Source organism: Phyllobacterium sp. CL33Tsu (genome assembly GCF_900113985.1).
Classification (GTDB): Bacteria; Pseudomonadota; Alphaproteobacteria; order Rhizobiales; family Rhizobiaceae; genus Phyllobacterium; species Phyllobacterium pellucidum.
This window is the reverse complement of the sequence record NZ_FORJ01000001.1, coordinates 1,436,870-1,462,793: the sequence shown is the minus strand read 5'-3', so window position 1 is coordinate 1,462,793 and position 25,924 is coordinate 1,436,870. Positions and strand designations below refer to the sequence as shown.

31 protein-coding genes are annotated in these 25,924 nt (G+C 58.3%); 18 read left to right on the top strand and 13 right to left on the bottom strand.

Features of this window, described 5'->3' with window-relative positions:
• Position 1: 1 nt before the first annotated feature.
• From rho to hemE, 3 genes are all read right to left on the bottom strand, one after another.
• Positions 2-1,267, bottom strand: coding sequence for a transcription termination factor Rho (rho, locus tag BM074_RS07085; protein ID WP_027230937.1), 1,266 nt, complete (start codon positions 1,265-1,267; stop codon positions 2-4).
• Positions 1,268-1,469: 202 nt separating this feature from the next.
• Complete coding sequence (gene hemJ / locus BM074_RS07080) at positions 1,470-2,009, bottom strand: protoporphyrinogen oxidase HemJ (RefSeq protein ID WP_091920750.1); 540 nt, start codon at positions 2,007-2,009, stop codon at positions 1,470-1,472.
• Between the two features lie 24 nt (positions 2,010-2,033).
• Positions 2,034-3,065, bottom strand: coding sequence for a uroporphyrinogen decarboxylase (gene hemE / locus BM074_RS07075; protein ID WP_091920748.1), 1,032 nt, complete (start codon positions 3,063-3,065; stop codon positions 2,034-2,036).
• 410 nt (positions 3,066-3,475) lie between these two features.
• Between hemE and BM074_RS07070 the strand changes: the two genes are divergently transcribed.
• The 5 genes from BM074_RS07070 to dnaQ all read left to right on the top strand — a co-directional run bounded on the left by BM074_RS07070 (position 3,476) and on the right by dnaQ (position 7,133).
• Positions 3,476-4,297: a pyruvate, water dikinase regulatory protein gene (locus BM074_RS07070; protein WP_091920746.1), complete on the top strand. Its 822-nt coding sequence runs from the start codon at positions 3,476-3,478 to the stop codon at positions 4,295-4,297.
• Between the two features lie 31 nt (positions 4,298-4,328).
• Positions 4,329-4,922 (top strand): Maf-like protein, encoded by a 594-nt coding sequence (locus BM074_RS07065; protein WP_027230933.1) that lies wholly within the window; start codon positions 4,329-4,331, stop codon positions 4,920-4,922.
• On the top strand, positions 4,915-5,751 hold the full coding sequence (locus tag BM074_RS07060) for a shikimate dehydrogenase (RefSeq protein ID WP_091920744.1): 837 nt from the start codon (positions 4,915-4,917) through the stop codon (positions 5,749-5,751). Before BM074_RS07065 ends, BM074_RS07060 begins: the two co-directional genes overlap by 8 nt.
• Complete coding sequence (gene coaE / locus BM074_RS07055) at positions 5,748-6,335, top strand: dephospho-CoA kinase (protein WP_091920742.1); 588 nt, start codon at positions 5,748-5,750, stop codon at positions 6,333-6,335. The genes BM074_RS07060 and coaE overlap by 4 nt, the downstream gene beginning before the upstream one ends.
• Before the next feature lie 87 nt (positions 6,336-6,422).
• Positions 6,423-7,133 (top strand): DNA polymerase III subunit epsilon, encoded by a 711-nt coding sequence (dnaQ, locus tag BM074_RS07050; protein WP_091920739.1) that lies wholly within the window; start codon positions 6,423-6,425, stop codon positions 7,131-7,133.
• A gap of 47 nt (positions 7,134-7,180) precedes the next feature.
• Here dnaQ and secB read toward each other — a convergent pair whose 3' ends face one another.
• Both secB and BM074_RS07040 read right to left on the bottom strand, forming a co-directional pair.
• Complete coding sequence (gene secB / locus BM074_RS07045; protein ID WP_051614699.1) at positions 7,181-7,687, bottom strand: protein-export chaperone SecB; 507 nt, start codon at positions 7,685-7,687, stop codon at positions 7,181-7,183.
• A gap of 147 nt (positions 7,688-7,834) precedes the next feature.
• A complete protein-coding gene (locus tag BM074_RS07040) occupies positions 7,835-8,320 on the bottom strand; it encodes an FxsA family protein (RefSeq protein WP_027230928.1) in 486 nt (161 codons plus the stop codon).
• Between the two features lie 178 nt (positions 8,321-8,498).
• Between BM074_RS07040 and BM074_RS07035 the strand changes: the two genes are divergently transcribed.
• From BM074_RS07035 to BM074_RS07020, 4 genes are read left to right on the top strand one after another with little or no spacing between them, the layout of a single operon-like run.
• Complete coding sequence (locus tag BM074_RS07035; protein WP_027230927.1) at positions 8,499-9,194, top strand: Tim44/TimA family putative adaptor protein; 696 nt, start codon at positions 8,499-8,501, stop codon at positions 9,192-9,194.
• A 20-nt stretch (positions 9,195-9,214) separates the two neighbouring features.
• The gene (locus BM074_RS07030) at positions 9,215-10,315 is read left to right on the top strand and encodes a murein transglycosylase A (RefSeq protein ID WP_091920737.1); all 1,101 of its coding nucleotides are present in this window, start codon (positions 9,215-9,217) and stop codon (positions 10,313-10,315) included.
• Complete coding sequence (locus tag BM074_RS07025) at positions 10,312-10,863, top strand: Smr/MutS family protein (protein WP_091920735.1); 552 nt, start codon at positions 10,312-10,314, stop codon at positions 10,861-10,863. The genes BM074_RS07030 and BM074_RS07025 overlap by 4 nt, the downstream gene beginning before the upstream one ends.
• A complete protein-coding gene (locus tag BM074_RS07020) occupies positions 10,860-11,222 on the top strand; it encodes a helix-turn-helix domain-containing protein (protein ID WP_027230924.1) in 363 nt (120 codons plus the stop codon). Before BM074_RS07025 ends, BM074_RS07020 begins: the two co-directional genes overlap by 4 nt.
• A gap of 9 nt (positions 11,223-11,231) precedes the next feature.
• Here BM074_RS07020 and BM074_RS07015 read toward each other — a convergent pair whose 3' ends face one another.
• The 4 genes from BM074_RS07015 to hslV form a co-directional block, all read right to left on the bottom strand.
• Complete coding sequence (locus BM074_RS07015; protein ID WP_091920724.1) at positions 11,232-12,200, bottom strand: DUF1402 family protein; 969 nt, start codon at positions 12,198-12,200, stop codon at positions 11,232-11,234.
• A gap of 163 nt (positions 12,201-12,363) precedes the next feature.
• Positions 12,364-13,671, bottom strand: coding sequence for an ATP-dependent protease ATPase subunit HslU (hslU, locus tag BM074_RS07010; RefSeq protein ID WP_027230922.1), 1,308 nt, complete (start codon positions 13,669-13,671; stop codon positions 12,364-12,366).
• A complete protein-coding gene (locus BM074_RS07005) occupies positions 13,668-14,204 on the bottom strand; it encodes a GNAT family N-acetyltransferase (RefSeq protein ID WP_027230921.1) in 537 nt (178 codons plus the stop codon). The genes hslU and BM074_RS07005 overlap by 4 nt, the downstream gene beginning before the upstream one ends.
• A complete protein-coding gene (gene hslV, locus BM074_RS07000) occupies positions 14,194-14,748 on the bottom strand; it encodes an ATP-dependent protease subunit HslV (RefSeq protein ID WP_027230920.1) in 555 nt (184 codons plus the stop codon). Before hslV ends, BM074_RS07005 begins: the two co-directional genes overlap by 11 nt.
• A 204-nt stretch (positions 14,749-14,952) precedes the next feature.
• Here hslV and hisB point away from each other — a divergent pair, with 204 nt between their 5' ends.
• The 7 genes from hisB to coaA are packed head-to-tail and all read left to right on the top strand — an operon-like array spanning position 14,953 to position 19,587.
• A complete protein-coding gene (gene hisB / locus BM074_RS06995) occupies positions 14,953-15,561 on the top strand; it encodes an imidazoleglycerol-phosphate dehydratase HisB (RefSeq protein ID WP_091920722.1) in 609 nt (202 codons plus the stop codon).
• Between the two features lie 14 nt (positions 15,562-15,575).
• The gene (locus BM074_RS06990) at positions 15,576-16,070 is read left to right on the top strand and encodes a DUF2628 domain-containing protein (RefSeq protein WP_091920720.1); all 495 of its coding nucleotides are present in this window, start codon (positions 15,576-15,578) and stop codon (positions 16,068-16,070) included.
• A gap of 2 nt (positions 16,071-16,072) precedes the next feature.
• On the top strand, positions 16,073-16,723 hold the full coding sequence (gene hisH, locus BM074_RS06985) for an imidazole glycerol phosphate synthase subunit HisH (RefSeq protein ID WP_091920718.1): 651 nt from the start codon (positions 16,073-16,075) through the stop codon (positions 16,721-16,723).
• On the top strand, positions 16,720-17,463 hold the full coding sequence (gene hisA / locus BM074_RS06980; RefSeq protein ID WP_091920716.1) for a 1-(5-phosphoribosyl)-5-[(5-phosphoribosylamino)methylideneamino]imidazole-4-carboxamide isomerase: 744 nt from the start codon (positions 16,720-16,722) through the stop codon (positions 17,461-17,463). Before hisH ends, hisA begins: the two co-directional genes overlap by 4 nt.
• A complete protein-coding gene (gene hisF, locus BM074_RS06975) occupies positions 17,460-18,245 on the top strand; it encodes an imidazole glycerol phosphate synthase subunit HisF (protein WP_091920714.1) in 786 nt (261 codons plus the stop codon). Before hisA ends, hisF begins: the two co-directional genes overlap by 4 nt.
• 14 nt (positions 18,246-18,259) lie before the next feature.
• Positions 18,260-18,583 carry a phosphoribosyl-ATP diphosphatase gene (locus BM074_RS06970; protein WP_091920702.1) on the top strand — a complete coding sequence of 108 codons (324 nt, stop codon included), beginning with the start codon at positions 18,260-18,262 and terminating at the stop codon, positions 18,581-18,583.
• A 47-nt stretch (positions 18,584-18,630) separates the two neighbouring features.
• The gene (gene coaA / locus BM074_RS06965; RefSeq protein ID WP_027230913.1) at positions 18,631-19,587 is read left to right on the top strand and encodes a type I pantothenate kinase; all 957 of its coding nucleotides are present in this window, start codon (positions 18,631-18,633) and stop codon (positions 19,585-19,587) included.
• Here the strand turns inward: coaA and BM074_RS06960 are convergent.
• From BM074_RS06960 to BM074_RS06945, 4 genes are all read right to left on the bottom strand, one after another.
• Complete coding sequence (locus BM074_RS06960; RefSeq protein ID WP_091920700.1) at positions 19,574-20,188, bottom strand: alpha-ketoglutarate-dependent dioxygenase AlkB family protein; 615 nt, start codon at positions 20,186-20,188, stop codon at positions 19,574-19,576. The two genes, coaA and BM074_RS06960, sit on opposite strands and share 14 nt — an antisense overlap.
• Before the next feature lie 58 nt (positions 20,189-20,246).
• A complete protein-coding gene (lysM, locus tag BM074_RS06955) occupies positions 20,247-20,705 on the bottom strand; it encodes a peptidoglycan-binding protein LysM (RefSeq protein WP_091920698.1) in 459 nt (152 codons plus the stop codon).
• A 119-nt stretch (positions 20,706-20,824) separates the two neighbouring features.
• Positions 20,825-21,262 (bottom strand): alternative ribosome rescue aminoacyl-tRNA hydrolase ArfB, encoded by a 438-nt coding sequence (gene arfB / locus BM074_RS06950; RefSeq protein WP_091920696.1) that lies wholly within the window; start codon positions 21,260-21,262, stop codon positions 20,825-20,827.
• A 93-nt stretch (positions 21,263-21,355) separates the two neighbouring features.
• A complete protein-coding gene (locus tag BM074_RS06945) occupies positions 21,356-22,969 on the bottom strand; it encodes a phosphoenolpyruvate carboxykinase (protein WP_091920694.1) in 1,614 nt (537 codons plus the stop codon).
• 296 nt (positions 22,970-23,265) lie between these two features.
• Here BM074_RS06945 and BM074_RS06940 point away from each other — a divergent pair, with 296 nt between their 5' ends.
• Together BM074_RS06940 and BM074_RS06935 are read left to right on the top strand one after the other, a co-directional pair.
• Positions 23,266-23,985, top strand: a complete 720-nt coding sequence (locus tag BM074_RS06940) for a response regulator transcription factor (RefSeq protein WP_027230908.1) — start codon at positions 23,266-23,268, stop codon at positions 23,983-23,985.
• A gap of 146 nt (positions 23,986-24,131) precedes the next feature.
• Positions 24,132-25,919 carry a sensor histidine kinase gene (locus tag BM074_RS06935; RefSeq protein ID WP_027230907.1) on the top strand — a complete coding sequence of 596 codons (1,788 nt, stop codon included), beginning with the start codon at positions 24,132-24,134 and terminating at the stop codon, positions 25,917-25,919.
• The last annotated feature ends 5 nt before the right edge of the window (positions 25,920-25,924 follow it).

Here is a 25,924-nt window from a genome sequence, read left to right as displayed (position 1 = left end):
GTTATGTATTCATCGAGTCGAAGAACTCGCCATTGGTCTTGGTCTGCTTGAGCTTGTCGATGAGGAATTCTATCGCGTCGGTCGTTCCCATAGGCGCCAAAATGCGGCGCAGAACGAAGATCTTCTGGAGATCCTGGCGCGGAACGAGGAGGTCTTCCTTGCGCGTACCGGACTTCAGAATGTCCATCGCCGGGAAGATACGCTTGTCGGCGACCTTGCGGTCGAGCACGATTTCCGAGTTGCCGGTACCCTTGAATTCTTCAAAGATCACTTCGTCCATGCGGCTGCCGGTATCGATCAGGGCCGTCGCAATGATCGTCAGCGAGCCGCCTTCTTCGATATTGCGGGCCGCGCCGAAGAAGCGCTTAGGACGCTGCAAGGCGTTGGCGTCGACACCGCCGGTCAGAACCTTACCCGATGACGGCACGACCGTGTTGTAGGCGCGGCCGAGGCGGGTGATTGAATCGAGGAGGATGACGACGTCGCGTCCGTGCTCAACCAGACGCTTGGCCTTTTCGATCACCATCTCGGCGACCTGAACGTGGCGGGAGGCCGGCTCGTCGAATGTCGATGATACCACTTCGCCCTTTACCGAACGCTGCATGTCCGTGACTTCTTCCGGACGCTCATCGATGAGAAGGACGATGAGATAGCACTCGGGATGATTGGCGGTAATGGAATGGGCAATGTTCTGGAGGAGGACAGTCTTACCCGTACGCGGCGGTGCAACGATGAGACCGCGCTGGCCTTTGCCGAGCGGCGCGACGAGATCGATCACGCGCGCTGACAGATCCTTGGTGGTCGGATTTTCCAGCTCCATCTTGAAGCGCTCGTTAGGATAGAGCGGCGTCAGATTGTCGAAGTGGATCTTGTGGCGGATCTTCTCGGGGTCTTCGAAATTGATCGTGTTGACCTTGAGCAGCGCAAAATAACGCTCGCCTTCCTTCGGGCCGCGAATGGGACCCTCGACCGTATCGCCGGTCTTCAGCGAAAACCGCCGTATCTGCGACGGCGAAATATAAATGTCGTCTGGACCTGGGAGGTAGTTGGCGTTGGCGGACCGCATAAAGCCAAATCCGTCCTGCAAGATTTCGACGACGCCTTCGCCGATGATTTCGACTTCTTGCGAAGCCAGCTTTTTCAGTATCGCAAACATCAATTCCTGTTTGCGCATGACGCTGGCATTTTCCACCTCAAGCGACTCCGCAAAGGCGAGAAGGTCAACCGCCGTCTTGTTCTTGAGTTCTTGTAGTTTCATTTCCTGCATGTGTGGCGGAACTCTTAATTTTAATGTTGAGAAATGGGAAAGGGAAATGACGATGCCCAAACGCAGTGCCAGAAAAAAGATTTGGCTGAAGATGCTGTGGCGGTATTTCCGGAGAGGAGGCCCCTATCTAGCTAATCCAGCCAGCAAGGGCAAGTGATTTCATGATTGGTTTTGATGCTAGATTAGCAGTTTCTGTGATCAATCAAAATGGCTTTATGATGACCATGATGACGATAATGACCATGAGAAGTGTCGGAACTTCGTTCATCAACCGCCAGAAGCGCTGCGATTTAACATTTCGGTCCTCGGCAAACAACCTTACCGACTTCGAAAAGTATCCATGGACGCCTGAAAGAATGAGAACGGCCAGAAACTTGACGTGGAACCAGCCATCCACATAGGCCGCACTCTTCCAGGCGAGCCATAGGCCCGCAACCCACGTTGCCCCCATTGCGGGGTTGATGATTGCCTTAAGCAGCCGTCGTTCCATGACCTTGAAGGTCTCGGACTCGCTCGACCCCGGCTGAACCGCACAATGATAGACAAACAGGCGTGGAAGATAGAGCATCCCTGCCATCCATGAGATCACGGCGATGACATGGACAGCCTTGACCCATAAATAGGCATCGTCAGGATAGAAAACAACCAGGACCACCAGGCACAGCGCAACAGCCGCGACGATCGCGCGCGGAAGAAGCGGAACGTTGCTTGACTTCGTTTTGCCTGAACCGGAACTGCTCATCGCTCGAACCCCGTGATCGACATATCAGGGCCGCGGAGAAGCGAGGCGCACGCGGTTGATCATCTGCTCCACATGCGCGACAGGGGCATCCGGCGTAATGCCGTGACCGAGATTGAAGATCAGCGGGCCATGTCCCAAAGCTTCGAGAATTGCATCGACACCGTCGTCGAGCGGTTTGCCGCCGGCAACGACCCGTAAAGGATCGAGATTACCCTGAACCGGACCACTACCCTGCAAGGATGACGCCATGGAAAGCGGCACAGACCAATCGAGGCCCAGTGCCGTAACGCCGGTTCGCTCGCGATAATTGGCATAAAGTGCGCCTGCGCCCTTTGGAAAGCCTATAATCGGCACAGTCGGATGAACAGCCCGAACCTTCTCCACGATCCGCGCTACCGGAGCGATGCAGAATTGCTCGAACGACGCTTCGTCGAGAACACCTGCCCACGAATCGAAGATTTGCACGGCATCGGCACCGGCCCCAATTTGCCTGATGAGATATTCGGCTGAGACATCGGCAAGCTCGTCCAGCAATTTCTGAAATGCATCGGGATGGCGATAGGCGAAGAGACGAGCCGGCGCCTGGTCCGGCGTACCGTGTCCGGCGATCATATAGGTCGCAACGGTCCAGGGCGCCCCGCAGAAGCCGAGCAGCGTCGTCTCGTTAGGCAGCTGCTGCCGCAGAAGCCGAACGGTCTCGTAGACCGGCTCCAGGCGATCGGCGGCCCCTCCCGATTCAAGCCAGAATATTCCATCGACATCGATCGGCGTCATCAACGGACCGCGACCTTCTTCAAAACGAAGATCACGACCCAGTGCGTGCGGCACGACGAGAATATCGGAAAACAGAATTGCCGCATCAAAGCCGAACCGACGGATCGGCTGCATGGTCACTTCGACGGCAAGGTCGGGTGAATAGCAAAGGTCGAGAAAGCTTCCCGCGTTCTTTCTGACTTCCCGGTATTCAGGCAGATAGCGCCCCGCCTGGCGCATCATCCAAATCGGAGGAGGGAAGACAGTCTCGCCTCCAAGGACTTTCATCACTTTGCGAACCATCGTTCTCTCCACCCTGTTCTATAAAAAAGAAATTCAGATCTATTTTGGATTTTCTGATTCTTAGAGTCTGTTTGTACTGGGAATTACCGGAATGCCAGAACTTTCCCACAGCTAACAATTGAACGATTAGTCCGGGATAGCCAAACAGATTCTGGAAGGTTTTGTAAGGACTGTCGATTTTATGAATATAATTCAATGGGTTATGTTGAGGGTAACTGTGGAAATTCCTGTGAAGAAATGGCGGACAACCATGGAGAGGTTTTGAATTTCCCCATAGTGCCGCGGACCTGCGAAGCGACGCACACAGGCACGCCCGCTGTGGATGACTTGCCAAGAATTCACATGGCTGCCATCTGTTGTGGCAGGCGAGGCGTTTTATCCCCAGCCATCAACAGAGCGTGGAAATTCCTGTGACGAAACCGGTAAACTACTTCCATCTCCACATGATTTCTGATGCGACCGGAGAGACTCTCATCGCCGCTGGCCGAGCGGCCTCGGCGCAATATGCCCATGCGCGGGCGATTGAGCACATTTATCCGCTGATACGCACGGAAAAGCAGATCCGCCGCGTGCTCGATAGCATCGATGCCGAACCCGGGATTGTTCTCTATACGATTATCGATCAACGCCTTGCGACAATGATCCACGATGGCTGTGCGGCGCTTGGCGTTCCCTGCGTGTCGGTGCTGGAACCCGTTCTCGGAATTTTTCAATCTTATCTCGGCACGCCGGCGGGGAGGCGCGTCGGCGCACAACATGTCCTCAACGCCGAGTATTTCCGCCGCATCGATGCGTTGAACTTCACCATGGAACACGATGACGGCCAATTGCCGCTCGATATGGAGGAAGCGGATGTCGTCCTCATCGGCATTTCCCGCACGTCTAAAACGCCGACAAGCATTTATCTCGCAAATCGCGGCATCAAGACGGTCAATGTGCCGATCGTCGTCGGCGTTCCCATACCCGACGTTCTTGTTCATTCGCAAAGGCCGCTGGTCGTTGGACTTGTCGCATCTGCCGAACGGATATCTCAGGTGCGCCAGCACCGGGTGCTCGGCGCTTCGCAGAATTTCGATGCTGAGCAGTACCTCGATCGCGCCAACATCATCGAGGAATTGACCTATGCGAGGCAGATATGTCATCGCCACAACTGGCCGATGATAGATGTATCGCGCCGCTCCATCGAAGAAACCGCTGCCGCGGTGCTTGCCCTCCGTGCAGAGGGGCGATAACGCAACCAGCAACAATCACGAGGACGACGCCATGGATATTATCCTAGCCTCCAAGAGCCCGTTCCGCGCCACGCTCTTGAAAAACGCCGGTATTAGCTTCACGGCGCAAGCGGCGAATATCGACGAGCGCGCGGTGGAAGCGCCGCTTTACGACACCGGCGCAACACCCGAAGATGTCGCGCTTGTTCTTGCCGAAGCCAAGGCGCTCGATGTAAGCGAACGCAATCCCGGGGCCTTGGTGATCGGGTCGGATCAAACCTTGTCCCTTGGCGATGAGGTGCTGCACAAACCTGCCGACATGGATGCTGCCCGCCGGCAATTGCTCAAGCTTTCGGGCCAGACCCATCATCTGAACAGCGCTGTGGTGCTTGCCAGGGACGGCGAGACCTTGTGGCGACACGTATCGGTGGCCCGCATGACGGTGCGCGATCTCGACCCGGGCTTTATCGGTCGTTACCTTTCTCGTGCCGGCGAGATTGCCCTGCAAAGTGTCGGTGCCTATCAGATCGAGGGCGAGGGCGTGCAATTGTTCGAAAAGATTGACGGCGACTATTTCACCATTGTCGGCCTGCCCTTGCTGCCATTGCTTGTTGAACTGCGCCGGGAAGGTGCCATCGATGGCTGACGCATTGCATGCCTTTGTTGCTGGTTATCCCATTCGCCATTCGCGCTCGCCGCTCATCCATGGCTCTTGGCTGAAGACCCATGGAATTGCGGGTACCTACCGGGCGATTGAAGTTGCGCCTGATAGTTTCGCGAACTTCGTCACCGGGATGCCGGAGGCCGGTTTGGTCGGCGGCAATATTACCCTTCCGCACAAGGAAGCAGCCTTCGCTCTCGCCGATCAGCTCGACGCCGCTGCAGAGGAGATCGGCGCGGTCAACACGCTTTGGTTCCGCGACGGCGCGCTTTGGGGCGGGAATACGGATGCCTATGGCTTTGCGGCAAATCTCGATGCTTATGGCCCGGACTGGGACAAGGGCAGGAGCGCACTTGTTCTCGGCGCGGGCGGCGCCAGCCGCGCCATTGTCTATGCGCTGAAGCAGCGCGGCTTCAGCGATATCCGCATCGTCAATCGTACCCTTGGCCGTGCGCAGGAACTTGCCGACCGATTTGGCAAAGGCGTTAGCGCTCATTCCTGGGCGGCCGTGCCCGAACTGACACGGGATGCCGATCTCATCGTGAATACGACTTCGCTCGGCATGGAAGGCAAGGATGAACTGGAGATCGATCTTGCAAGTGCCAAACCCAACGCCCTGGTCACCGATATTGTTTACGTTCCGCTCGAAACACCGCTGCTGCATGCCGCACGCGCTTGTGGATTGAAGACCGTCGATGGGCTCGGCATGCTGTTGCATCAGGCGGTACCCGGCTTCGAACACTGGTTCGGGAAAAGGCCGGAAGTAACCGCTGAATTGCGCGACCTTGTGCTCGCGGACATGGCAAAGCGATGATCGTGCTTGGGCTCACCGGATCTATCGGCATGGGCAAATCCACCGCGGCGCAGATGTTCATGGATGCCGGAATTCCGGTAAATTCGGCCGATGACGCCGTGCACAGGCTTTACTCCGGCGTCGCCGTGCCCCTGATCGAAGACGCGTTCCCTGGAACGACGGCGGGCGGCACGGTTGATCGCACGAAGCTCTCGTCGGCCGTTGTCGGCAATCCCGAAGCGTTGAAGCGTCTCGAGGCAATCATCCACCCGCTCGTTCGCGACGAAGAAATCAGGTTTCGCGATGAGGCGAGGGAGCGCGGGGAAAAGTTGATTGTCCTCGACATTCCGCTGCTGTTCGAAACTGGCGGCGAAAAGCGCGTAGACAAGGTTCTCGTCGTTTCTGCGCCGGAAGAGGTGCAACGCCAACGCGTCCTCGATCGGCCTGGCATGACGCCGGAAAAGCTCGAAGCAATCCTGGCCCGACAAATGCCCGACGCCGAAAAGAGAAGGCGGGCGGATTTCGTCGTCGACACGCGTTACGATTTTGCTATCACGCGCGCCGCAGTCAACAAGATCATCGCGGCGCTGATCGCTGAGGCGTGAGCCCTCGTTCGTTGAAAAGGGGATACTGACAATCCGGACTTGCCCCACGCGTTGGTTTCATGGAACGTGGGCAAAAAAGGTGAGTCGATGCGCGAGATCATTTTCGATACGGAAACAACCGGCCTCGACCGGCTGGAAGACCGCGTCATCGAAATTGGCGGCGTCGAACTGATCAACCGGTTTCCGACCGGCCGTACGTTCCACGTCTATATCAATCCTGAAGGCAAGGCTGTTCACGCCGATGCGCTGGCGGTTCATGGCATCAGCAACGACAAGCTGCTCGACAAGCCGCTTTTCGCTGGCATCCTGCATGACTTCCTGGATTTCATCGACGGCGCCAAGCTGATCGCGCATAACGCGATGTTCGACATCGGCTTTATCAATACCGAGCTCAATCGGCTTGGTCATCCGCCGATCCATACGGACCGGGTCGTTGATACGCTGGCGCTCGCCCGCCGCAAGCATCCTATGGGTCCAAACTCGCTTGATGCGCTCTGCCGGCGCTATGGCATCGACAACAGCCACCGCACGATGCACGGCGCGCTTCTCGATTCGCAGTTGCTCGCCGAGGTCTATATCGAGCTTATCGGCGGCAAGCAGGCGGCGCTCGGTCTGACCATCGCCGAACAGGGTGACAGCGGCCGCACGGGCGGCGAGTCTCGCGTGATCCTGATTTCGCCGCGCCCAGTGCCGCTGAAGCCGCGCCTGACCGAGGCTGAAATATCCGCCCATGCACAACTCGTCACAAAGATCGGCGAAAAGGCTATCTGGAACGAACGCGTCGCCGTTCATCAATAAAAAACCCGGGACCAGCCCGGGTTCTTCTCAAATCAAACGTAGTCGGCTCAACTGACCTTGGCCTTGGCCTGTTCCTCGGCCATGCGCTGCTGAAACATCTGCGCGAAATCGATCGGATCGATCATCAGTGGCGGGAAACCGCCGTTGCGGGTGGCTTCTGCAATGATCTGGCGCGCAAACGGGAAGAGAAGGCGTGGGCACTCGATGAAGAGCAGCGGCAGCAAATGTTCCTGCGGGAAACCGACGAGACGGAAGACGCCGCCATAGACGAGTTCGGCATTGAAGAGGACTTCCTTGCCTTCGCCGGCCTTGGCCGAAAGTGTCAGAACGACGTCAAAGTCATTCTCGGCAATCGGATTGGCATTGACGTTCACGTTGATGCTGATCCCGGGTGCCTTGTCGCGCGGACGCAGCGAAAGCGGAGCGCCCGGGCTCTCGAAAGAAAGGTCTTTTACATATTGAGCCAGAATGTTCAGCGTCTGCTGCGGGCTCGTACCATTCCCATTGGTCACTTCGTTGCCGTTTTCGGCATTCTCGTCAGGCTTTTGAGCCATTGTCTGGAAACCTTCTTTTGTTGCGTCCGCTTCGGCGGTTATCGATTTGGATGTGGCTCGCTAGCATGTGTGCCTTAGCGAGGCAAGCCGCGACCTCTAATCCTATAGTTCCAGCAGCCGAAGCCCAGAGCCGTAAAACTCGCTGCCTCAAGGTTTCGGGTTCCACGGCGAATCTGGGTCCGGCTTCCTTGAAAAGTCCTCCGGATTAAGATCGATCACCCTGTCCCTCCGACCCGGCGGATCCGAACGCGGCGACCGGCGCATACCGGGCTTGACGACGACGATGCGGTCCTTGACCAGCCGCCAGCCGACATCCCGCACTGCGGGAATGAACAGAAGCAGGCCAATGATATCGGTAATGAACCCGGGCACGATCAGGAGGAAAGCCGCAACGATCAGCATGACACCGTGAACGAGTTCGCGCCCCGGTGTGCGACCGGCTGCCGTCTCGGACCGAATACGCTGGATCAGACCGAAGCCCTGTACACGTAGAAGGAAGACGCCGAGAAAGATCGACAGTATCACCAGGCCCAGCGTTGCGAGGACGCCGATCTTGCTGCCGACGATGACAAATCCGGCAATCTCCAGGAACGGCAAGGCCAGCAGGAGCAGGGGAACGAAAAGCGATCGCAAAACTAATTTACCTTTCAAAGGACATATGGGGATATTATCCATTCCCCGCGTCGATTTCATGCCTATATAGGCAAGCAAGATGAGCATTTGTATGATTGCCATTGGCAATCTATATGAATTTGGTATTTCGGCAGAAGATCGAAGACCCTAACGAACGCTGGGATGAGTGGCAGGCGACATGGAATATCTGGACTTTGGAACGATTTTCTTCTTCGTGGCGGCGGTGGTGATCTTCCTCCAGCTGCGCAAGGTCCTTGGCCGGCGGACCGGCAACGAGCGCCCTCCGTTCAATCCCTATACCCGAACAGCCGAGGTCGATGACAAGTCCAAGCCGAGCGACAACGTTGTTTCGCTGCCGCGTCGCGGCGAAGTGAAGGAAAGCAGCTTCGAAAAGGTCGATGCTGTTGCCAAGCCGGGTACCCCGCTCAATGACGGACTGCGTGCGATTCAGAATGCCGATCCGACATTCGAGCCGGCAAAATTCCTCGACGGGTCGAAAATGGCCTATGAAATGATCGTCATGTCCTTTGCCGATGGCGATCGCAAGACGCTGAAGTCGCTCCTGTCACGCGAAGTGTTTGACGGTTTCGTCGCTGCAATAGCCGATCGGGAGTCGCGCGGCGAAAAGGTTCAGTCGTCCTTCGTTGGCATCAACAAGGCTGATATTATCGGCGCCGAGATGAAGGGCACGGAATCGCACGTGACTGTGCGCATTGTCAGCGAACTCATTTCCGCAACGCTCGACAAGAACGGTACGGTCATCGACGGCGACAAGGAAGCTGTTGCCGAGGTCAAGGATGTCTGGACTTTCGCCCGTGACACACGTTCGAAGGACCCCAACTGGAAGCTCGTGGCGACCGAAGCGGAAGATTAATCAGCAATTGAGATAAAGCCATGCTGTCGCCCCTGTTCAAGCCGGTGGATTTTGCAGATTGCCCCGGTTGGCAAGACGACCACCACCTTCCAGCTTTCGAAGCCTTCCGGCGCTCCGCGCAGCATGTACTGGAAAAGCCCTATAAGAGCGGCTCCCTTGGCATCGGTTTTGAAGCGCTTGCGCCGATTTTTGCTGATTCACGTGAAACATCGGTGGAGACCGACGCGGCAGCGCGGCAGTTCTTCGAGCGCTGGTTCAGGCCGGCCCTTGTCCGGTCGGCGGATGCCGAGGATGGATTTGTAACGGGCTTCTACGAGCCAGAGGTAGTGGCTTCGCCCGTCCGCACCGATCGGTTCACTGTCCCTTTTCTCGGCCGCCCGGCCGATCTCGTCGATGTCGATGACGGCAATCGACCGCAAGGCTTCGATCCCTATTTCGCCTTTGCGCGAAAAACGCCCGAAGGCTTGACCGAATATTTCGACCGACCGGCAATCGAGAGGGGTGCGCTCGCCGGCCAGGGTCTCGAGATCGCCTTTGTCGAAAGCCCGGTTGACGCCTTCTTCATTCACGTCCAGGGCGCCGCTCGCCTGAAGATGACCGATGGTCGCCTCCGGCGGATCACCTATGCTGCGAAAACGGGGCACAGGTTTACCGGTATCGGCAGGATTCTCCTCGAACTCGGGGAAGTTGCGCCTGAAAAAATGTCGATGCAGGCTATCCGCGCCTGGCTGGCGGCAAATCCGGACAAGGCCCAGGCGCTTATGTGGAACAACCGTTCCTACATCTTTTTCCGCGAGGCCGATGTCGAAGATGAAACGCTTGGCCCTGTCGCCGCAGCCAAAGTGCCGTTGACCAACGGCCGCTCGCTCGCCGTTGACCGATTGCTGCATACATTTGGCACGCCGTTCTATATAAATGCGCCGAACTTGAAGGCGTTTGGCGGCGACGGCTTTGCCCGTTTGATGATTGCACAGGACACCGGCTCGGCAATTGTCGGCCCGGCCCGGGGCGATCTTTTTGCCGGATCGGGCGACGCGGCCGGCGAAATCGCCGGCGGCATCCGCAACCGTGCCGATTTTTATGCGCTGGTACCCCGTTCGCTGCTGGCCGCGGCGCGATGAGGAAGCGGCCGCAGGATGGATTCGCCACGCTTGAAGACCGGATCCTCTGGGAGACGGTGGCAAAGACCGCGCGGCCGTTGAAGGGCAAGACCCAGCCGCTCTTTCTCAGCGACGACCCAGAGAAGGAAGCCATCCATCCGTCCGCGCCGGCGAATACAAAGCTGACAGCCATCGGCGCTGCTGCTCCAAAAGCGCCGCCGCCGCATCGTCTGCATCCGATCGACCGTCCGACGCACAAGAAGATCGCGCGCGGGCGCGTCGACATAGAGGCGAGGATCGATCTCCATGGCCTGACGCAAAGCGAGGCATATGGGCTGCTGCTCGGATTTCTGCAAAGGGCGCATTTGCGCAAGCTGCGCTACGTGCTGGTCATTACCGGCAAGGGTTCTTCATTCGGAAGCGACGGCGTGCTGAAGCAGGCTGTGCCACTATGGTTTGCGACGCCGTCGTTCCGCCCGCTGGTCAATGGCTATGAGGACGCGGCCCGCAACCATGGCGGCAGCGGCGCAATCTATGTGCGCATGCGCCGCCTGAGCGATGCGCCATGACGCCGTTCGGGAAAAAACTTCGCGATCTCCGGGGCGAGCGGGGAATCTCCCAAAAGGAAATGGCGAAGGCGATCGGCGTCTCGGCTGCTTACCTTTCGGCACTCGAGCACGGCAATCGTGGCCAACCGACCTGGGACAAGCTGCAGCGCATCATCCAGTACTTCAACATCATCTGGGACGAGGCGGAGGAATTGCAGCGGCTCGCGATGATTTCGGACCCGCGCGTCACCATCGATACCGGCGGTCTTTCGCCGGCAGCGACAGAGCTTGCCAACCTGCTGGCGATCACCATTGCCGATATGGATGATGCGACCGCCCGCGAACTGATCGAGCGATTGAAAACCGTGCCGAAACGCTGAACCCGTAGTCTAGAACAATGCCCGCAGCTGATCGATTTTCTCGTTCACCAGCCAGCCATAATAATTTTCGGCCGGAAACTCAGGCGCCTGGCCATTGGCGATACGCGCGGCGTTGGCGTCGGCTAGCGCGCGCGCGCGTGCATCGGCACCGCCTGTATTGTACAGCGTCGCGGTGACGCCGGGATTCTTGGAAATGTCGAAATCGGCAACGCGGCGGTAGACTTCGATGGAGTGCTTCAGCGTCGCCGCCATGTAGGGCAACGTCAGATCGGGATCCATGATGGTCTTGTAGACCTCGGCCGCGTGGTCGGCATCGAGCTTGGGCAGGCCCGAATACCGATTGACCATATCGGTCATCTGCAATGCGACCAGCGGGCTAAGCTGACCGAGGCCGAAACTCTGGCCGGCATAGAAGGGCTGAAAGAACACAGTGCTGAAACGGTTGTCGGGGAAGCGCTTGCCGCCTACCGTCTTGCCGCGAAAATCATGGTCCCAAACGTCCTCCCGGCAGGTCCACAAACGTAAGCTGTCCTTGAACTGCGCGCATTCCGAAAATTGCGGGCGCTTGACGAAAGTCCCGATGGTCTCGCCTTGATAGTCGAATGCGAGGCCCTGCTGCACGTAGGAAATCGCCTTGACGTAGTAGGTTTGCAGGCGGTCATAGGCGTCGACATTATAGGTGTGCTCGCCGATCAATGCGCCGGCAATGTGAACCGGATCGATGCCATAGGTCCGGGCAACGCTGGCGATCTTCGAGCGCAGTTTGGAGTCCGTTTTCAGCAGATTGTAGATCTTCTGGTACTTGGCTTCGTAGGTGGTGTTGAGATCGCGGGTGCGTTTTGCCGACGCAGCCGGAACGCCAGGCTGGCTGGCATTGCGATTTCCTTCCGGAACGACTGTCACGGCTGTCGCCGTCGGCACGGCCGCAAAAAGCGCGAGCGCAAGGCTCATCGTGAGGCAGATCAGGTGGTTTCTCATAGCGGTCCAGAATTCCGTCGGGCGTTCCAAATAGCCTCTTGCTCACGCGAAAGCCAGAAAAACCTCATCGTCAGCGCCCCGCTCAAAAGAAAAATGCCTCCCCGGCTGGCAGGGAGGCATTGATTCGCATTGCAAAATGCGCCGCTGTCGCACTTGCAGGAAACTAGAGAATGAAGCGCGAAAGATCGCTATTCTTGGCAAGGTCGCCGACGGTCTCGCGGACATATTTGGCGTCGATCGTGTGTTCGGTCCCGGCTTTGTCCGGAGCCGAGAACGAAATCTCGTCAAGTACCCGCTCCATGACGGTTTGCAGCCGCCGCGCCCCGATGTTCTCGACGGTAGAATTGAGGTCCACCGCGATATCGGCAAGCGCGTCGATGGCATCGTCCGTAATGTTGAGCGTCACGCCTTCCGTTTCCATCAATGCGATATACTGCTTCAGGAGGCTAGCCTCCGGCTCGGTCAGGATCTGGCGCATGTCATCGCGCGAAAGCGCACTGAGCTCGACCCGGATCGGCAGACGTCCCTGCAATTCCGGCAAGAGGTCCGAGGGCTTTGCGACATGGAAAGCGCCCGAGGCGATGAACAGGATATGGTCGGTCTTGATCGGCCCATATTTGGTCGCAACAGTCGTGCCCTCGACGAGCGGCAGCAGGTCGCGCTGCACGCCTTCGCGGGAAACGCCGGCCCCGACGCCGCCGTCGCGCGCGGCGATCTTGTCGATCTCGTCGAGGAAGACGATGCCGTCATCCTCAGCCGAACGCATGGCTTCCTTGGTGATCTGTTCCTGGTCGAGCAGTTTGTCCGACTCGTCATTGATCAGAACGCCGTAGGAATCCTTGACCGTGGTCTTCACTGTCTTGGTGCGACCGCCCATGGCCTTACCGAGCATATCGCTGAGGTTGAGCACGCCGATATTGGCGCCGGGCATACCCGGCAATTCAAAATTCGGCATGCCTGAGCCGGTTTCCGCGACCTCGACCTCGATTTCCTTGTCATCGATCAGGCCGTCGCGAAGTTTCTTGCGGAAGGAGTCGCGCGTTGCCGGGCTGGCCGTCTTGCCAACAAGGGCATCGAGGACACGCTCTTCGGCGTTGACGTGAGCGCGAGCCTTCACTTCTTCGCGCTTCTTTTCGCGGACAAGGCCGATTGCGACCTCGACGAGATCACGGATGATCTGTTCGACGTCGCGGCCGACATAGCCGACTTCGGTAAATTTCGTGGCCTCGACCTTGATGAACGGTGCGCCGGCGAGCTTGGCAAGGCGGCGCGAGATTTCGGTTTTGCCGACGCCTGTCGGTCCGATCATCAGGATGTTCTTGGGCATGACTTCTTCGCGCATCTGGCCCTCGAGCTGCTGGCGGCGCCAACGGTTACGCAGGGCGATGGCAACGGCGCGTTTTGCGTCCTTCTGGCCGATGATGTAGCGATCGAGCTCAGAGACGATTTCACGGGGAGAAAATGTTGTCATTGTAATCTCGTTTCATCTGAAGAAAGTTCAGGATTGTCGCGCGCCATCATGAGGGCGGGACCATAGATGGTTGTGCGGGTGTCGAAAGCGATAAAGCCTGCTTTCTTGTAAGCTTTGACCGCGTGGGCGTTGGCCGGATCGGGATCGACGATCACCCGGGGCACGCCCTCTTCGAACAGGAGCGATACGAATTCGTCGAGGAGCCTCGGCCCGTGGCCCTGTCCGATCAGGTCGGGCTCGCCGATGAACTGGTCGAGACCGAGCGTTCCCGTCGGCTGATCCTGATAGGGATGATCGTCCTCCAGATGCGGATCATAGGTCTGCAGATAGCCGATCGCTTCGTCGCCAAGCATGATGATGAAGGGTTCCACCGAAACGCTGTCCATGCTTTCCATGATCAAGGCCATTTCTTCATCGGGGCTCTTGCCCCACCACTTCGCCACATGCGGTTCCGCCAGCCACTCCATGATCATGTTGAGGTGGCGCGGCTCAACCGGAATGAAGCGGTAGTGATAGTGTGGCTCATTCGGCATCGAGACTCTCGAGGGTAACGCTCGTATTGGTGAAAACGCAGATATCCGCGGCGATCTGCATGGCCTTGCGGGCAATTTCCTCGGCGCCAAGATCGGTGTCCGCAAGCGCGCGCGCTGCTGCGAGGGCGTAATTGCCACCTGAACCGATGGCCATGACGCCGAATTCCGGCTCCAGCACATCGCCTGTTCCTGTGAGAGCCAGCGTAACCGATTTGTCGGCGACAAGCATCATCGCCTCGAGGCGGCGCAGATAGCGGTCGGTTCGCCAGTCCTTGGCGAGCTCGACGCAGGCGCGCATCAGCTGGTCGGGATATTGTTCAAGCTTGCTTTCAAGCCGTTCGAGCAGGGTAAAGGCGTCTGCGGTGGCGCCGGCAAATCCGGCAATGACATTGCCCTTACCGATGCGGCGCACCTTGCGTGCATTGCCCTTCATGACCGTGTTGCCGAGGCTGACCTGTCCGTCACCGGCAATGACGACCTTGCCGTTTTTGCGAACCGTAACGATGGTCGTGCCATACATGGTGGAGGGATTGTGTTCTTGCATTGGGTTCTCCTTCAAGCAGGTCCGATTATGCTCCAATTGGCAGCAGGTCGAACCCCTTCTGTGCCACTTATGTATGACGCGGCCGCCGAAATGCAAATGCTGCCGGAATCTGCGCCATCAAAGCATTTGGAGATTCGCCGCCCATGTTCTAGAAGGCCACAATTGAAAGCCAGCTTGCGGATCCATGTGGCGGGAAAACAGTAGATGAGCAGCCCTAACAAACGCACGGCAAAGATCGAGCGGACCACCAAGGAAACCTCGATTGCCGTATCGGTTAATCTGGACGGCACCGGCACGTTCAACGTGGCAACGGGCGTCGGATTCTTTGATCACATGCTGGAACAGCTCTCGCGCCATTCCCTGATCGACATGGACATCAAGGCAGATGGCGATCTTCACATCGACGATCACCACACCGTGGAGGATACGGGCATTGCCATCGGCCAGGCGATCGCCAAGGCTCTCGGCGACCGGCGCGGGATCAATCGCTATGCCTCGCTCGACCTTGCAATGGACGAGACGCTGACCAGAGCGGCGCTTGACGTTTCGGGCAGGCCGTTTCTCGTGTGGCAAGTAGAGTTCTCGGCACCGAAAATCGGCACATTCGATACTGAGCTTGTTCGCGAGTTCTTCCAGGCCCTGTCGCAGAATGCCGGCATCACCTTGCACGTAACGAACCTTTACGGTGCCAACAACCATCATATCGCCGAAACCTGTTTCAAGGCGGTGGCACAAACGTTACGTAACGCGATCGAGACCGATCCTAGGCAGAAGGACGCGATCCCTTCCACCAAGGGTACGCTCAACGGCTAGCGGAGGTTTGGGTCATGGCGAGCTACCTGGTATTGACACAGCGACCAGACAATGGCGGGCGTAATGAGGACAAGACCGTCTTCATCCGCGACGGCTTTGCGTTTCTCGCGCTCCTCCTGCCTTTTGTCTGGCTGCTCTTTCACAAATTATGGTTCGAGGCGGCCATGGTGCTTGCGGCCGGTGTCGCGATTTCGGCGGTGGGCAGCTATACGGGCCACGATGGCGCCGCCGGGCTAATCGGACTTCTGGTATCGCTGCTTGTTGGACTGGAGGCGAACCATTGGCACGCGGCCGCTCTCGAGCGCCGCGGCTTCGAACTTGCCGGGGTCGTCGATGCGCATAACGCAAGCGACGCTGAAACGATCTGGTTTCTCGGAACCGAGCGTTTTCGTCCGGTCCCGGCTAAAAATCCCGTCCCGACCTCCGAAACGCCGGGTTTCGCGGCGACGCCGCGTCCGGCACCGCTCGGCGGAATGGTCGGGCTCGTCAGCCATCGCGGGGAGAATTGAGCATGCGCGTTGCCATCATCGACTATGGCTCCGGCAATCTCCGCTCGGCCACCAAGGCATTCGAGCGGGCATCGCGCGAAGCCGGAATAGATGCGGAGATCGAACTCACAGCGGATGCTGATCGGGTGCTGAGTGCCGACCGCATCGTTCTGCCCGGCGTAGGCGCCTATGCCGATTGTCTCAAAGGTCTTGATGCCGTTCCCGGAATGGTCGAGGCGATCCATGAAGTGGTGATGGACAAGGCGCGGCCGTTCCTTGGCATTTGCGTCGGTATGCAGCTCATGGCGTCGAGCGGGCTTGAGAAGACGATCTCCGTCGGTTTCGACTGGATCAAGGGTGATGTCCGCGAAATGGTCCCTTCCGATCCGGCGCTGAAAATTCCGCAAATTGGCTGGAACACCATTCGCCTGACGCGGCCGCACCCGCTCTTCGACGGAATCAGGACGGGGCCTGAGGGCCTTCATGCCTATTTCGTCCATTCCTATTTTCTCGATGCGGAGCTTGAAAACGACGTGATCGCCGTTACCGACTACGGCGGCAGCGTGACGGCCGCTGTTGCCAACGACAATATGGCGGGGACGCAGTTTCATCCGGAAAAGAGCCAGGCGCTCGGCCTGGCTCTCATCGCCAACTTTCTGAGGTGGAACCCGTGATACTGTTTCCGGCTATCGATCTCAAAGACGGGCAATGCGTGCGCTTGAGGCTCGGCGATATGGAGCAGGCGACCGTTTACAATACGGACCCGGCGGCGCAGGCGAAGGAATTCGAGGACCAGGGCTTCGAGTGGTTGCACGTGGTTGACCTCAACGGCGCCTTTGCTGGCCAATCCGTCAACGGCGGGGCGGTCGAAGCCATCCTCAAGGCGACCAAAAATCCCGTCCAACTTGGCGGCGGCATCCGCACCATCGCGCATATCGAGTCGTGGTTGGCAAAAGGGCTCGCGCGGGTCATCCTCGGCACTGTCGCCGTTCGCGATCCCGCACTGGTTATCGAAGCCTGCAAGGCGTTTCCCGGCAAGATTGCCGTTGGCATCGATGCCAAGGGCGGCAAGGTGGCGGTCGAAGGCTGGGCGGAAGCTTCGACGCTTGGCGTGATTGAACTTGCGCAGAAGTTCGAGGGTGCGGGCGTCGCCGCGATCATCTACACGGATATCGATCGCGACGGCGTTCTGGCCGGCATCAATTGGGAATCGACGCTGCAACTGGCCGAAGCAGTGTCCATACCAGTCATCGCTTCGGGTGGCCTTGCCTCGATCGCCGATATCGTGCGCATGACCATGCCCGATGCGGCACGGCTCGAAGGCGCGATTTCCGGGCGTGCACTTTATGACGGCCGCATCGATCCGGCGGAAGCGCTGACGGTGCTTCGGCAAGCAAGGGAGCGCGCCGCATGACCCTTAAAGCCCGGGTTATTCCCTGCCTCGACGTCAAGGACGGACGCGTGGTCAAGGGCGTCAATTTTGTCGATCTGATCGACGCCGGCGATCCGGTGGAGGCAGCCAAGGCCTATGACGCGGCGGGTGCCGATGAGCTTTGCTTTCTCGATATCACCGCCTCGTCGGACAATCGCGAGACGATTTTCGATGTGGTGGCTCGCACGGCCGAGCAGTGCTTCATGCCGCTGACGGTGGGCGGCGGCGTGCGTACCGTTGCCGACATTCGCAAGCTGCTGCTTGCCGGGGCCGACAAGGTTTCGATCAACACAGCCGCCGTCAAGAATCCCGAATTCATTGCCGAGGCGGCTGACAAGTTCGGCAATCAATGCATCGTCGTTGCCATCGACGCAAAGAAAGTATCAGGCGAAGGCGAGGCGGACCGCTGGGAAATCTTCACCCACGGCGGTAGGCAGGCCACGGGCATTGATGCGGTGGATTTTGCCCGCAGGGTCGTCGATCTCGGCGCCGGCGAAATTCTGTTGACCTCGATGGACCGGGATGGCTCGAAGATCGGCTACGACATTCCGGTGACGCGCGCCATTGCCGATGCGGTCAAGGTTCCCGTCATCGCATCGGGAGGGGTCGGCAATCTCGACCATATGGTCGAAGGCATACGCGAAGGTCATGCCTCCGCCGTTCTTGCAGCATCCATTTTCCACTTCGGCACGTATTCGATTGGCGAAGCCAAGGCCCACATGGCGGCAGCGGGAATTCCGGTGCGCCTTGATCCCATCCACTGAGTTGGAGACGACCCATGAGCTCATTTACCCTCAGTGACCTCGAACGCATCGTCGCAGAGCGTGCGGCCTCCGCCGATGCCGGATCCTATACGGCAAGCCTCTACGCCAAGGGCATAGGCAAGGCCAGCCAGAAGCTTGGTGAAGAGGCGGTAGAAACCGTGATCGCGGCTGTCTCCGGCGATGCCAAGGGGATTGTTTCGGAGAGTGCTGATTTGCTCTATCATCTTGTCGTTGTTCTTGGAATCTCGGGCATCAAGCTTGAAGACGTGCTTGCCGAACTCGAACGGCGGACGGCGCAAACCGGGCTTGAGGAAAAAGCCGCGCGCGGGCAGGGTTAATCGTGTTCCGGTCTTCGACGAGCGAACGGCAGAGGGAAGGGGAAGTCATGGACCAATTGGCACCCAGCGAGTTTTCGCCTTACCGCTTCTACAGTGCGGAGCGATGGGCGGAGTTTCGTGCCGATACGCCCATGACGCTGACCTACGACGAGATCAAGCGGTTGCGTTCGCTGAACGACCCGATTGATCTCGATGAAGTTACGCGCATCTACCTGTCGCTTTCACGCTTGCTGTCGGCCCATGTCGAGGCGAGCCAGCTTCTGTTCTACCAGCGTCGCCGGTTTCTCAACACCAGCGAATCCTTCAAGACCCCGTTTATTATCGGCATTGCGGGATCGGTCGCGGTTGGCAAATCCACGACGGCACGCGTGTTGAAGGAATTGCTGGCGCGTTGGCCGTCGAGCCCGAAAGTCGATCTCGTCACAACCGACGGCTTTCTCTATCCAAACGAGGTGCTTCGCGCCAAAGGCCTGATGGAACGCAAGGGTTTTCCCGAAAGCTACGATGTCGGCATGGTCCTGCGCTTTCTCTCGTCGATCAAGGCGGGCCAGCGCAACGTCAACGCGCCGCTCTATTCGCATTTGACCTACGACGTCCTGCCCGGGCAATTTCAGACCGTCGATGCACCCGACATCCTGATTTTTGAAGGCATCAACGTTCTGCAGGTTCGCGACCTGCCGGAGGATGGAAAAATGGTGCCGTTCGTCTCCGATTTCTTCGATTTCTCTATCTATATCGATGCCGACGAAGAGCAGATCCACAAGTGGTACATAAGCCGTTTCATGCGGCTGCGCGAGACTGCATTCCGCGATCCGACGTCGTTCTTCCATCGTTACTCCACGATCTCAGAAGACGCGGCGCGCGCCATCGGCGAAAGCCTCTGGGCCAACATCAACCTCAAGAACCTGCGCGAGAACATACTGCCGACACGGCCCCGTGCCGATCTTATCCTGCGCAAAGGCGACAATCACTTGATCGAGGAAGTCGCGCTCAGGAAGCTGTAACCCGGCGAAGCGTCAGGTTGATGCGACCAGTGCCTTTGAGCAGCATCGATGTTCCGGGATAGATCCTGTCGACGCCATGATAGGCGAGGCGTCCCTCGCCGCCGAGCACAATGACATCACCGCTCGATAAACGCAGCGACTGCGTCTTATCTGTTCGTTTTGTGCCGCCGAAGCGGAACTGGCAGGCATCGCCAAGCGAAACCGAAACGACGGGTGCGTTGAGATTTTGCTCGTCGCGATCCTGGTGCTGTCCCATCTTGGCGGTGTCCGAATAGAAATTCACCAGACAGGCTTCGGGCGGCATCGGGAATTCGGAGATATGATGCCAGAGCTGTTGCAGGCGCTCGGGAATTGGGGGCCAAGGTTCCCCGGTGACTGGATGCACAGGCTGGTAGCGATAGCCGCGCTCCTTGTCCGTCACCCAGCCAAGCGCGCCGCAATTGGTCATGCGCACGCTCATCTCCTTGCCGGTTTTCGGCATTGCCGGAACACAAAGCGGTGCCCGTGCAACCACCGCCCTGATATCCTCTAACAATGCAGCCTGCGCCGCCTGATCAAAATAATCGGGATAATAGCGAATTCCAGGTGCGAGCAGGATCATCGTTTTGAATGCAAAGCTTGCCGGCCCGGCAGGACCGGGCCGTGCCTAATGAAAGGGGTTATTTGAGTTCTGGAATGCGCAGCACCTGGCCCGGATAAATCTTATCCGGATGGGTGAGCATCGGCTTGTTGGCCTCGAAAATAAGCGTGTTTTTGGCGCCCTTGCCCTTGCCATACTGGGCTTCGGCGATCTTCCAGAGATTGTCGCCCTTCTTGACCGTATAGAACACCGGGGCCTTTTCAATCGATCCGGTCGGCGCATTGTCGATCTTGAGCTCGTCGGTTTCGACCTTGGAGATGCCAAGGGAATTGCCAACGGCGATAATCGCCTTTTCGAGAATTTCGTGGTTGGTCACATTGCCCTTGAGAACGGCCTTGTCGCCCTGAACCACGACCTCGACATTTTCGGTACCGAGCTCGTGGGAGTCGAGCTCCTTCTTCAGGTCTTCGGCCTTTGGCTCGTCGTCGCCGATACCGATTTTCTTGCCTACGGATTTAACGAAATCAAACAGTCCCATAACTGGCTCCTGATAATTGTTCAAACCGACATATGCAGTTGTGGCATTCCGTGAAGGACTTGAAAAGGCTAGAAAATCACCCGAGCAGATTATAGCGTCAGGTATTGGCGACCGAGACTCTAGTCGCCTGATACCCTGCCACGCATCTTCTTTACGTCGGAACGGCCGGATTTCGCCTTGAGGCGACGCTCGATCGAACCTTTCGTGGGTCTGGTCTTCTTGCGCGGCGGTGGCGGTGGCTCGGCCGCCTTGGCGATCAGCGCGACCATCCGCTCGCGCGCATCTTCCCGGTTGCGCTCCTGCGTGCGGAAGCGGCTCGCCTCGATGAGGATATGGCCGTCCTTCGTCGCGCGCTGACCGGCAAGCTTGAGGAGCCGTGCGAAGACTTCGTTGGGCAGGCCCGCATTCGCCGCAAGAAAGCGCAACTGCACTGCGGTCGAAACTTTGTTGACATTCTGGCCGCCGGGTCCAGCCGAGCGAATGAAGCTCTCCTCCAGATCGCTTTCATCGATCCAGATCCGGTTGGTGATTTTGATCCGGGTGCGGCTCTCTTCCATGCCAGATTGGTAACCCAATCTTTGATTCGCGCAAAGCTGCATCAAATGCAAAGAGCCCCGCCGCGGTGGGCGGGGCTCTTAAGAATTTCTGGCCTATTCTGCGGCGACCGGCATATGCGGCGCGGCAGCCCTGATATCGCTATCCACGTGGCTTTCGAATTTGCCGAAGTTGCGAACGAACATATCGACGAGTTTCATCGCCTGGGCATCATAGGCTGCCTCGTCGGCCCAGGTCGAGCGCGGATCGAGGATCGACTGATCGACGCCTGGCACGGAAACCGGCACGTCGAAGCCAAAGTTCGGATCCGTGCGGAACTCGACGTTCTTCAAGGAACCATCGAGCGCTGCCGAGAGGAGAGCCCGCGTCGCCTTGATCGGCATGCGTTTGCCGGTACCGTAGGCGCCGCCAGTCCAGCCGGTATTGACCAGCCAACAATCGACGCCGTGCTCGGCGATGAGTTCGCGCAGCAGGTTGCCGTATTCCGAAGGATGGCGTGGCATGAACGGCGCGCCGAAGCAAGTGGAGAAGGTCGCCTCCGGCTCGGTAACTCCACGCTCCGTGCCCGCGACTTTGGCGGTATAGCCGGAGAGGAAGTGGTACATCGCCTGCGCCGGCGTCAGTTTTGCGATGGGAGGCATGACGCCGAACGCATCGGCGGTCAGCATGATGATATTCTTCGGATGGCTCGCCTTGCCTGTCTTCGATGCATTCGGAATGAAGTCGAGTGGATAGGCGCAGCGTGTGTTCTCGGTCAGCGAACCGTCATTAAAGTCGGGCTGACGGCTTGCGTCCAGAACGACGTTCTCGAGAACGGTGCCGAAACGCTGCGTCGTCGCGTAGATCTCGGGCTCCGCTTCGGCGGACAGACGGATCGTCTTGGCATAGCAGCCACCTTCGAAGTTGAAGACGCCGTGCTCGCCCCAGCCATGTTCGTCGTCGCCGATCAGCGTGCGCGAAGGATCAGCCGACAGCGTGGTCTTACCGGTACCGGAGAGGCCGAAGAATACGGCGGTATCGCCATCAGGACCCTCATTGGCCGAACAGTGCATCGGCATCACGCCCTTGGCGGGGAGAATATAGTTCAATGCCGTGAAGACGGATTTCTTCATCTCCCCCGCATAGGCCGAACCGCCGATGAGAACGATGAGACGATTGAGGTCGACAGCGATGACCGTTTCCGTCCGCGTGCCATGGCGCGCGGGATCGGCACGGAATGACGGCAGGTCGATGATCGTCATTTGCGGCACGAAGCTCGCGAGCTTGTCGCGATCGGGACGGATCAACAGATTGCGGATGAACAGGGAATGCCAGGCAAACTCGGTGATGACGCGGGTGTTGAGCTTGTAGTCGTCATCGGCGCCGCCGACGAGATCCTGAACGAAGAGTTCCTTGCCTTTCGCCTGCGCCATGAAGTCGGCATAGAGCAATTCGAATTTTTCCGGTGAAATCGGAGCGTTGTTGTCCCACCAGACATGTGCTTCGGTGGAACCGTCGCGCACGACGAACTTGTCCTTCGGCGAGCGTCCCGTGTGCTGACCGGTCCGGGCGACCAATGCACCCTGGGCGGTTAGCTGTGCTTCGCCGCGGCGTACGACTTCTTCATAAAGTTCAGCTGCTTCGAGGTTGTAATAAACCGCCGCAAGTTCCTTCAAGCCTGAGTTGCCGAGCGCGATTGACGCGTTGTGGATACCGGTTTCTCTAGTCATGTGTCCGCCGTTGTTAGGGTCAATAGATGCATTCGCCGCATTCTTGCATCATCATACAAGAACGCGGCTACGTCTCGTCAAAAGCAGAAAAATTGAATAGTTTCAAATATTTAATCGATTTAAAGAATTTAAATATTTTTAAATCGGTTTAAGTAAGGGGAAATTTCCGTGCTCTTCCCTTTACGTAAGACAGACCCGGACCGGTCCGGGTGACACCGCCGCGGATCTGTGCCACATTTTGTACCTAATTTGTACTGCACAAGCTGTGCAGACCAATGGCATAAGGAAGGCAGCGCATGAGGGAAGTCCCCGCAATGCAAACAATCGCGCTCGTCGATGACGACCGCAACATTCTGACGTCCGTTTCGATTGCGCTCGAATCGGAAGGCTATCGCGTCGAAACCTATACGGATGGCGCCTCCGCGCTCGACGGCCTGATGGCGCGCCCGCCGAACCTTGCCATTTTCGACATCAAGATGCCCCGCATGGACGGTATGGAGTTGCTGCGCCGCCTGCGCCAGAAGTCCGACCTGCCGGTCATCTTCCTTACCTCCAAGGATGACGAGATCGATGAGTTGTTCGGCCTCAAGATGGGTGCGGACGACTTTATCACCAAACCGTTCTCGCAGCGCCTGCTCGTCGAGCGGGTCAAAGCCGTGCTGCGCCGCGTCGCCGCGCGTGATGGCACGGTCAAGCCCGGTAGCCCGCAAGCGAAATCGCTCGAGCGCGGCCAGTTGGTCATGGACCAGGAACGCCACACCTGCACATGGATGGGCGAGCCGGTGACGCTGACGGTTACCGAGTTCCTGATTCTGCATTCGCTGGCGCAGCGCCCCGGCGTGGTCAAGAGCCGCGATGCGCTCATGGATGCCGCCTATGACGAGCAGGTCTATGTCGACGATCGCACCATCGACAGCCACATCAAGCGCCTGCGCAAGAAGTTCAAGGTCGTCGACGACGATTTCGACATGATCGAAACACTTTACGGCGTGGGCTACCGTTTTCGCGAAACCTGATAGAATAGCCGCGGTATAGGTTAATTGATGGATGGGCTTGAGCGGGCCCTTTGCTTTCACAGGCGTGTGATCCGCTGTAAAACAAGGTTGTCTCGTGGCGCTATGAATGCCATGAGACGCCGCGATCAAGGTTCTTTGAGGAATAAATGGTAGCCGGGCTGCAAAGCGGCAATATTACGCGCAAGAGCGCCGTCATGCGCCGGAAGCGCTCGCTTGCTTTGCGTCGCTTCTTCAAGCCGCTTAACCGCGTCTTCGGCAACTATCTTTTCTCGAGCCTCACGCGACGCATCCTCTTCCTCAACCTCGCCGGCCTCGCCGTTCTCTTGTCCGGCATCATGTATCTCAATCAGTTCCGCGACGGTTTGATTGATGCCCGCGTCGAAAGCCTGATGACGCAGGGCGAGATCATTGCAGGCGCCATTGCCTCATCAGCGACCGTCGACACCAATTCGATCGCCATAGATCCGGAAAAGCTGCTTGAACTCCAGGCCGGCCAAAGCATCACGCCATCGCCGGACGTTCTCGACAATCTCGATTTCCCGATCAATCCGGAACGCGTTGCCCCAGTTCTTCGCCGCCTCATCTCGCCGACGCGCACGCGCGCCCGCATCTACGACCGCGACTCGAACCTGCTTCTCGATTCCCGCCACCTTTATTCGCGCGGACAGGTGCTGCGTTATGAATTGCCACCCATCGATGGGGAAGAGCCCAGTTTCTTCGAGCGTTTGACCAATCGCATGACGAGGCTGCTGCGCCGCAGCGACCTGCCGATCTACCAGGAGCAGCCGGGCGGCAATGGTTCGTCCTATCCGGAAATCGTCAAGGCGCTGACGGGTTCGCCGGCAACTGTCGTGCGTATGACCGAGAAGGGCGAGCAGATCGTTTCCGTCGCCGTTCCTATCCAGCGTTTCCGTGCTGTTCTCGGCGTTCTGCTGCTTTCCACCGAAGGCGGCGACATCGACAAGATCGTCCAGGGCGAACGTTACGCGATCATCCGCGTCTTCACGGTTGCGGCCCTGGTCATGGCGATCCTTTCCCTGTTTCTGGCATCCACCATCGCCAATCCGTTGCGGCGTCTCGCCGCCGCGGCCGATCGCGTGCGCCATGGCGTGAAGAACCGCGAAGAGATTCCGGATTTCTCCGAACGCCAGGATGAGATCGGCCATCTATCGACGTCCATCCGCGACATGACCAACGCGCTCTATGCCAGGATCGAGTCGATAGAAAGCTTTGCGGCCGATGTCAGCCATGAACTGAAGAACCCGCTTACTTCTCTGCGCAGCGCCGTCGAAACCTTGCCGCTTGCGAAGAACGACGAGTCGCGCAAACGCCTGATGGATGTCATCCAGCACGATGTGAAGCGCCTTGACCGCCTGATCACCGATATCTCCGACGCCTCCCGTCTCGATGCTGAACTGGCCCGCGAAGATTCCGAGCATGTCGACCTCAAGATGCTTCTCGGCAATCTCGTGACAGCGGCCCGCGAAGTCCGCCGCAACAAGAAAGACACGCGCATCGAGCTGGTCGTCGGCAAGCTTCCAAACAACCGCAAGGGCTTCTATGTCGTCGGCCACGATCTTCGTCTGGGCCAGGTCGTCTCCAACCTCATCGAGAATGCGCGCTCCTTCGTCCCGATCGAAGGGGGCGTCATTACCGTTTCGCTGCAGCACATGGGTGATCGCATCCGCATTCTCGTCGAGGACAATGGCCCGGGCATCCGTGTGGAGCAGATAGATCGCATTTTCGAGCGCTTCTACACCGACCGGCCTGCCGGGGAGGCCTTTGGCCAGAATTCCGGTCTCGGGCTTTCGATCAGCCGCCAGATCATCGAGGCGCATGGCGGGACGCTCAATGCCGAAAACATTCCAGATCCCAAGGATCCGGAGAATTATCTCGGCGCCCGCTTTACCGCCATTCTGCCAGTTGAGGCTTGATGGCG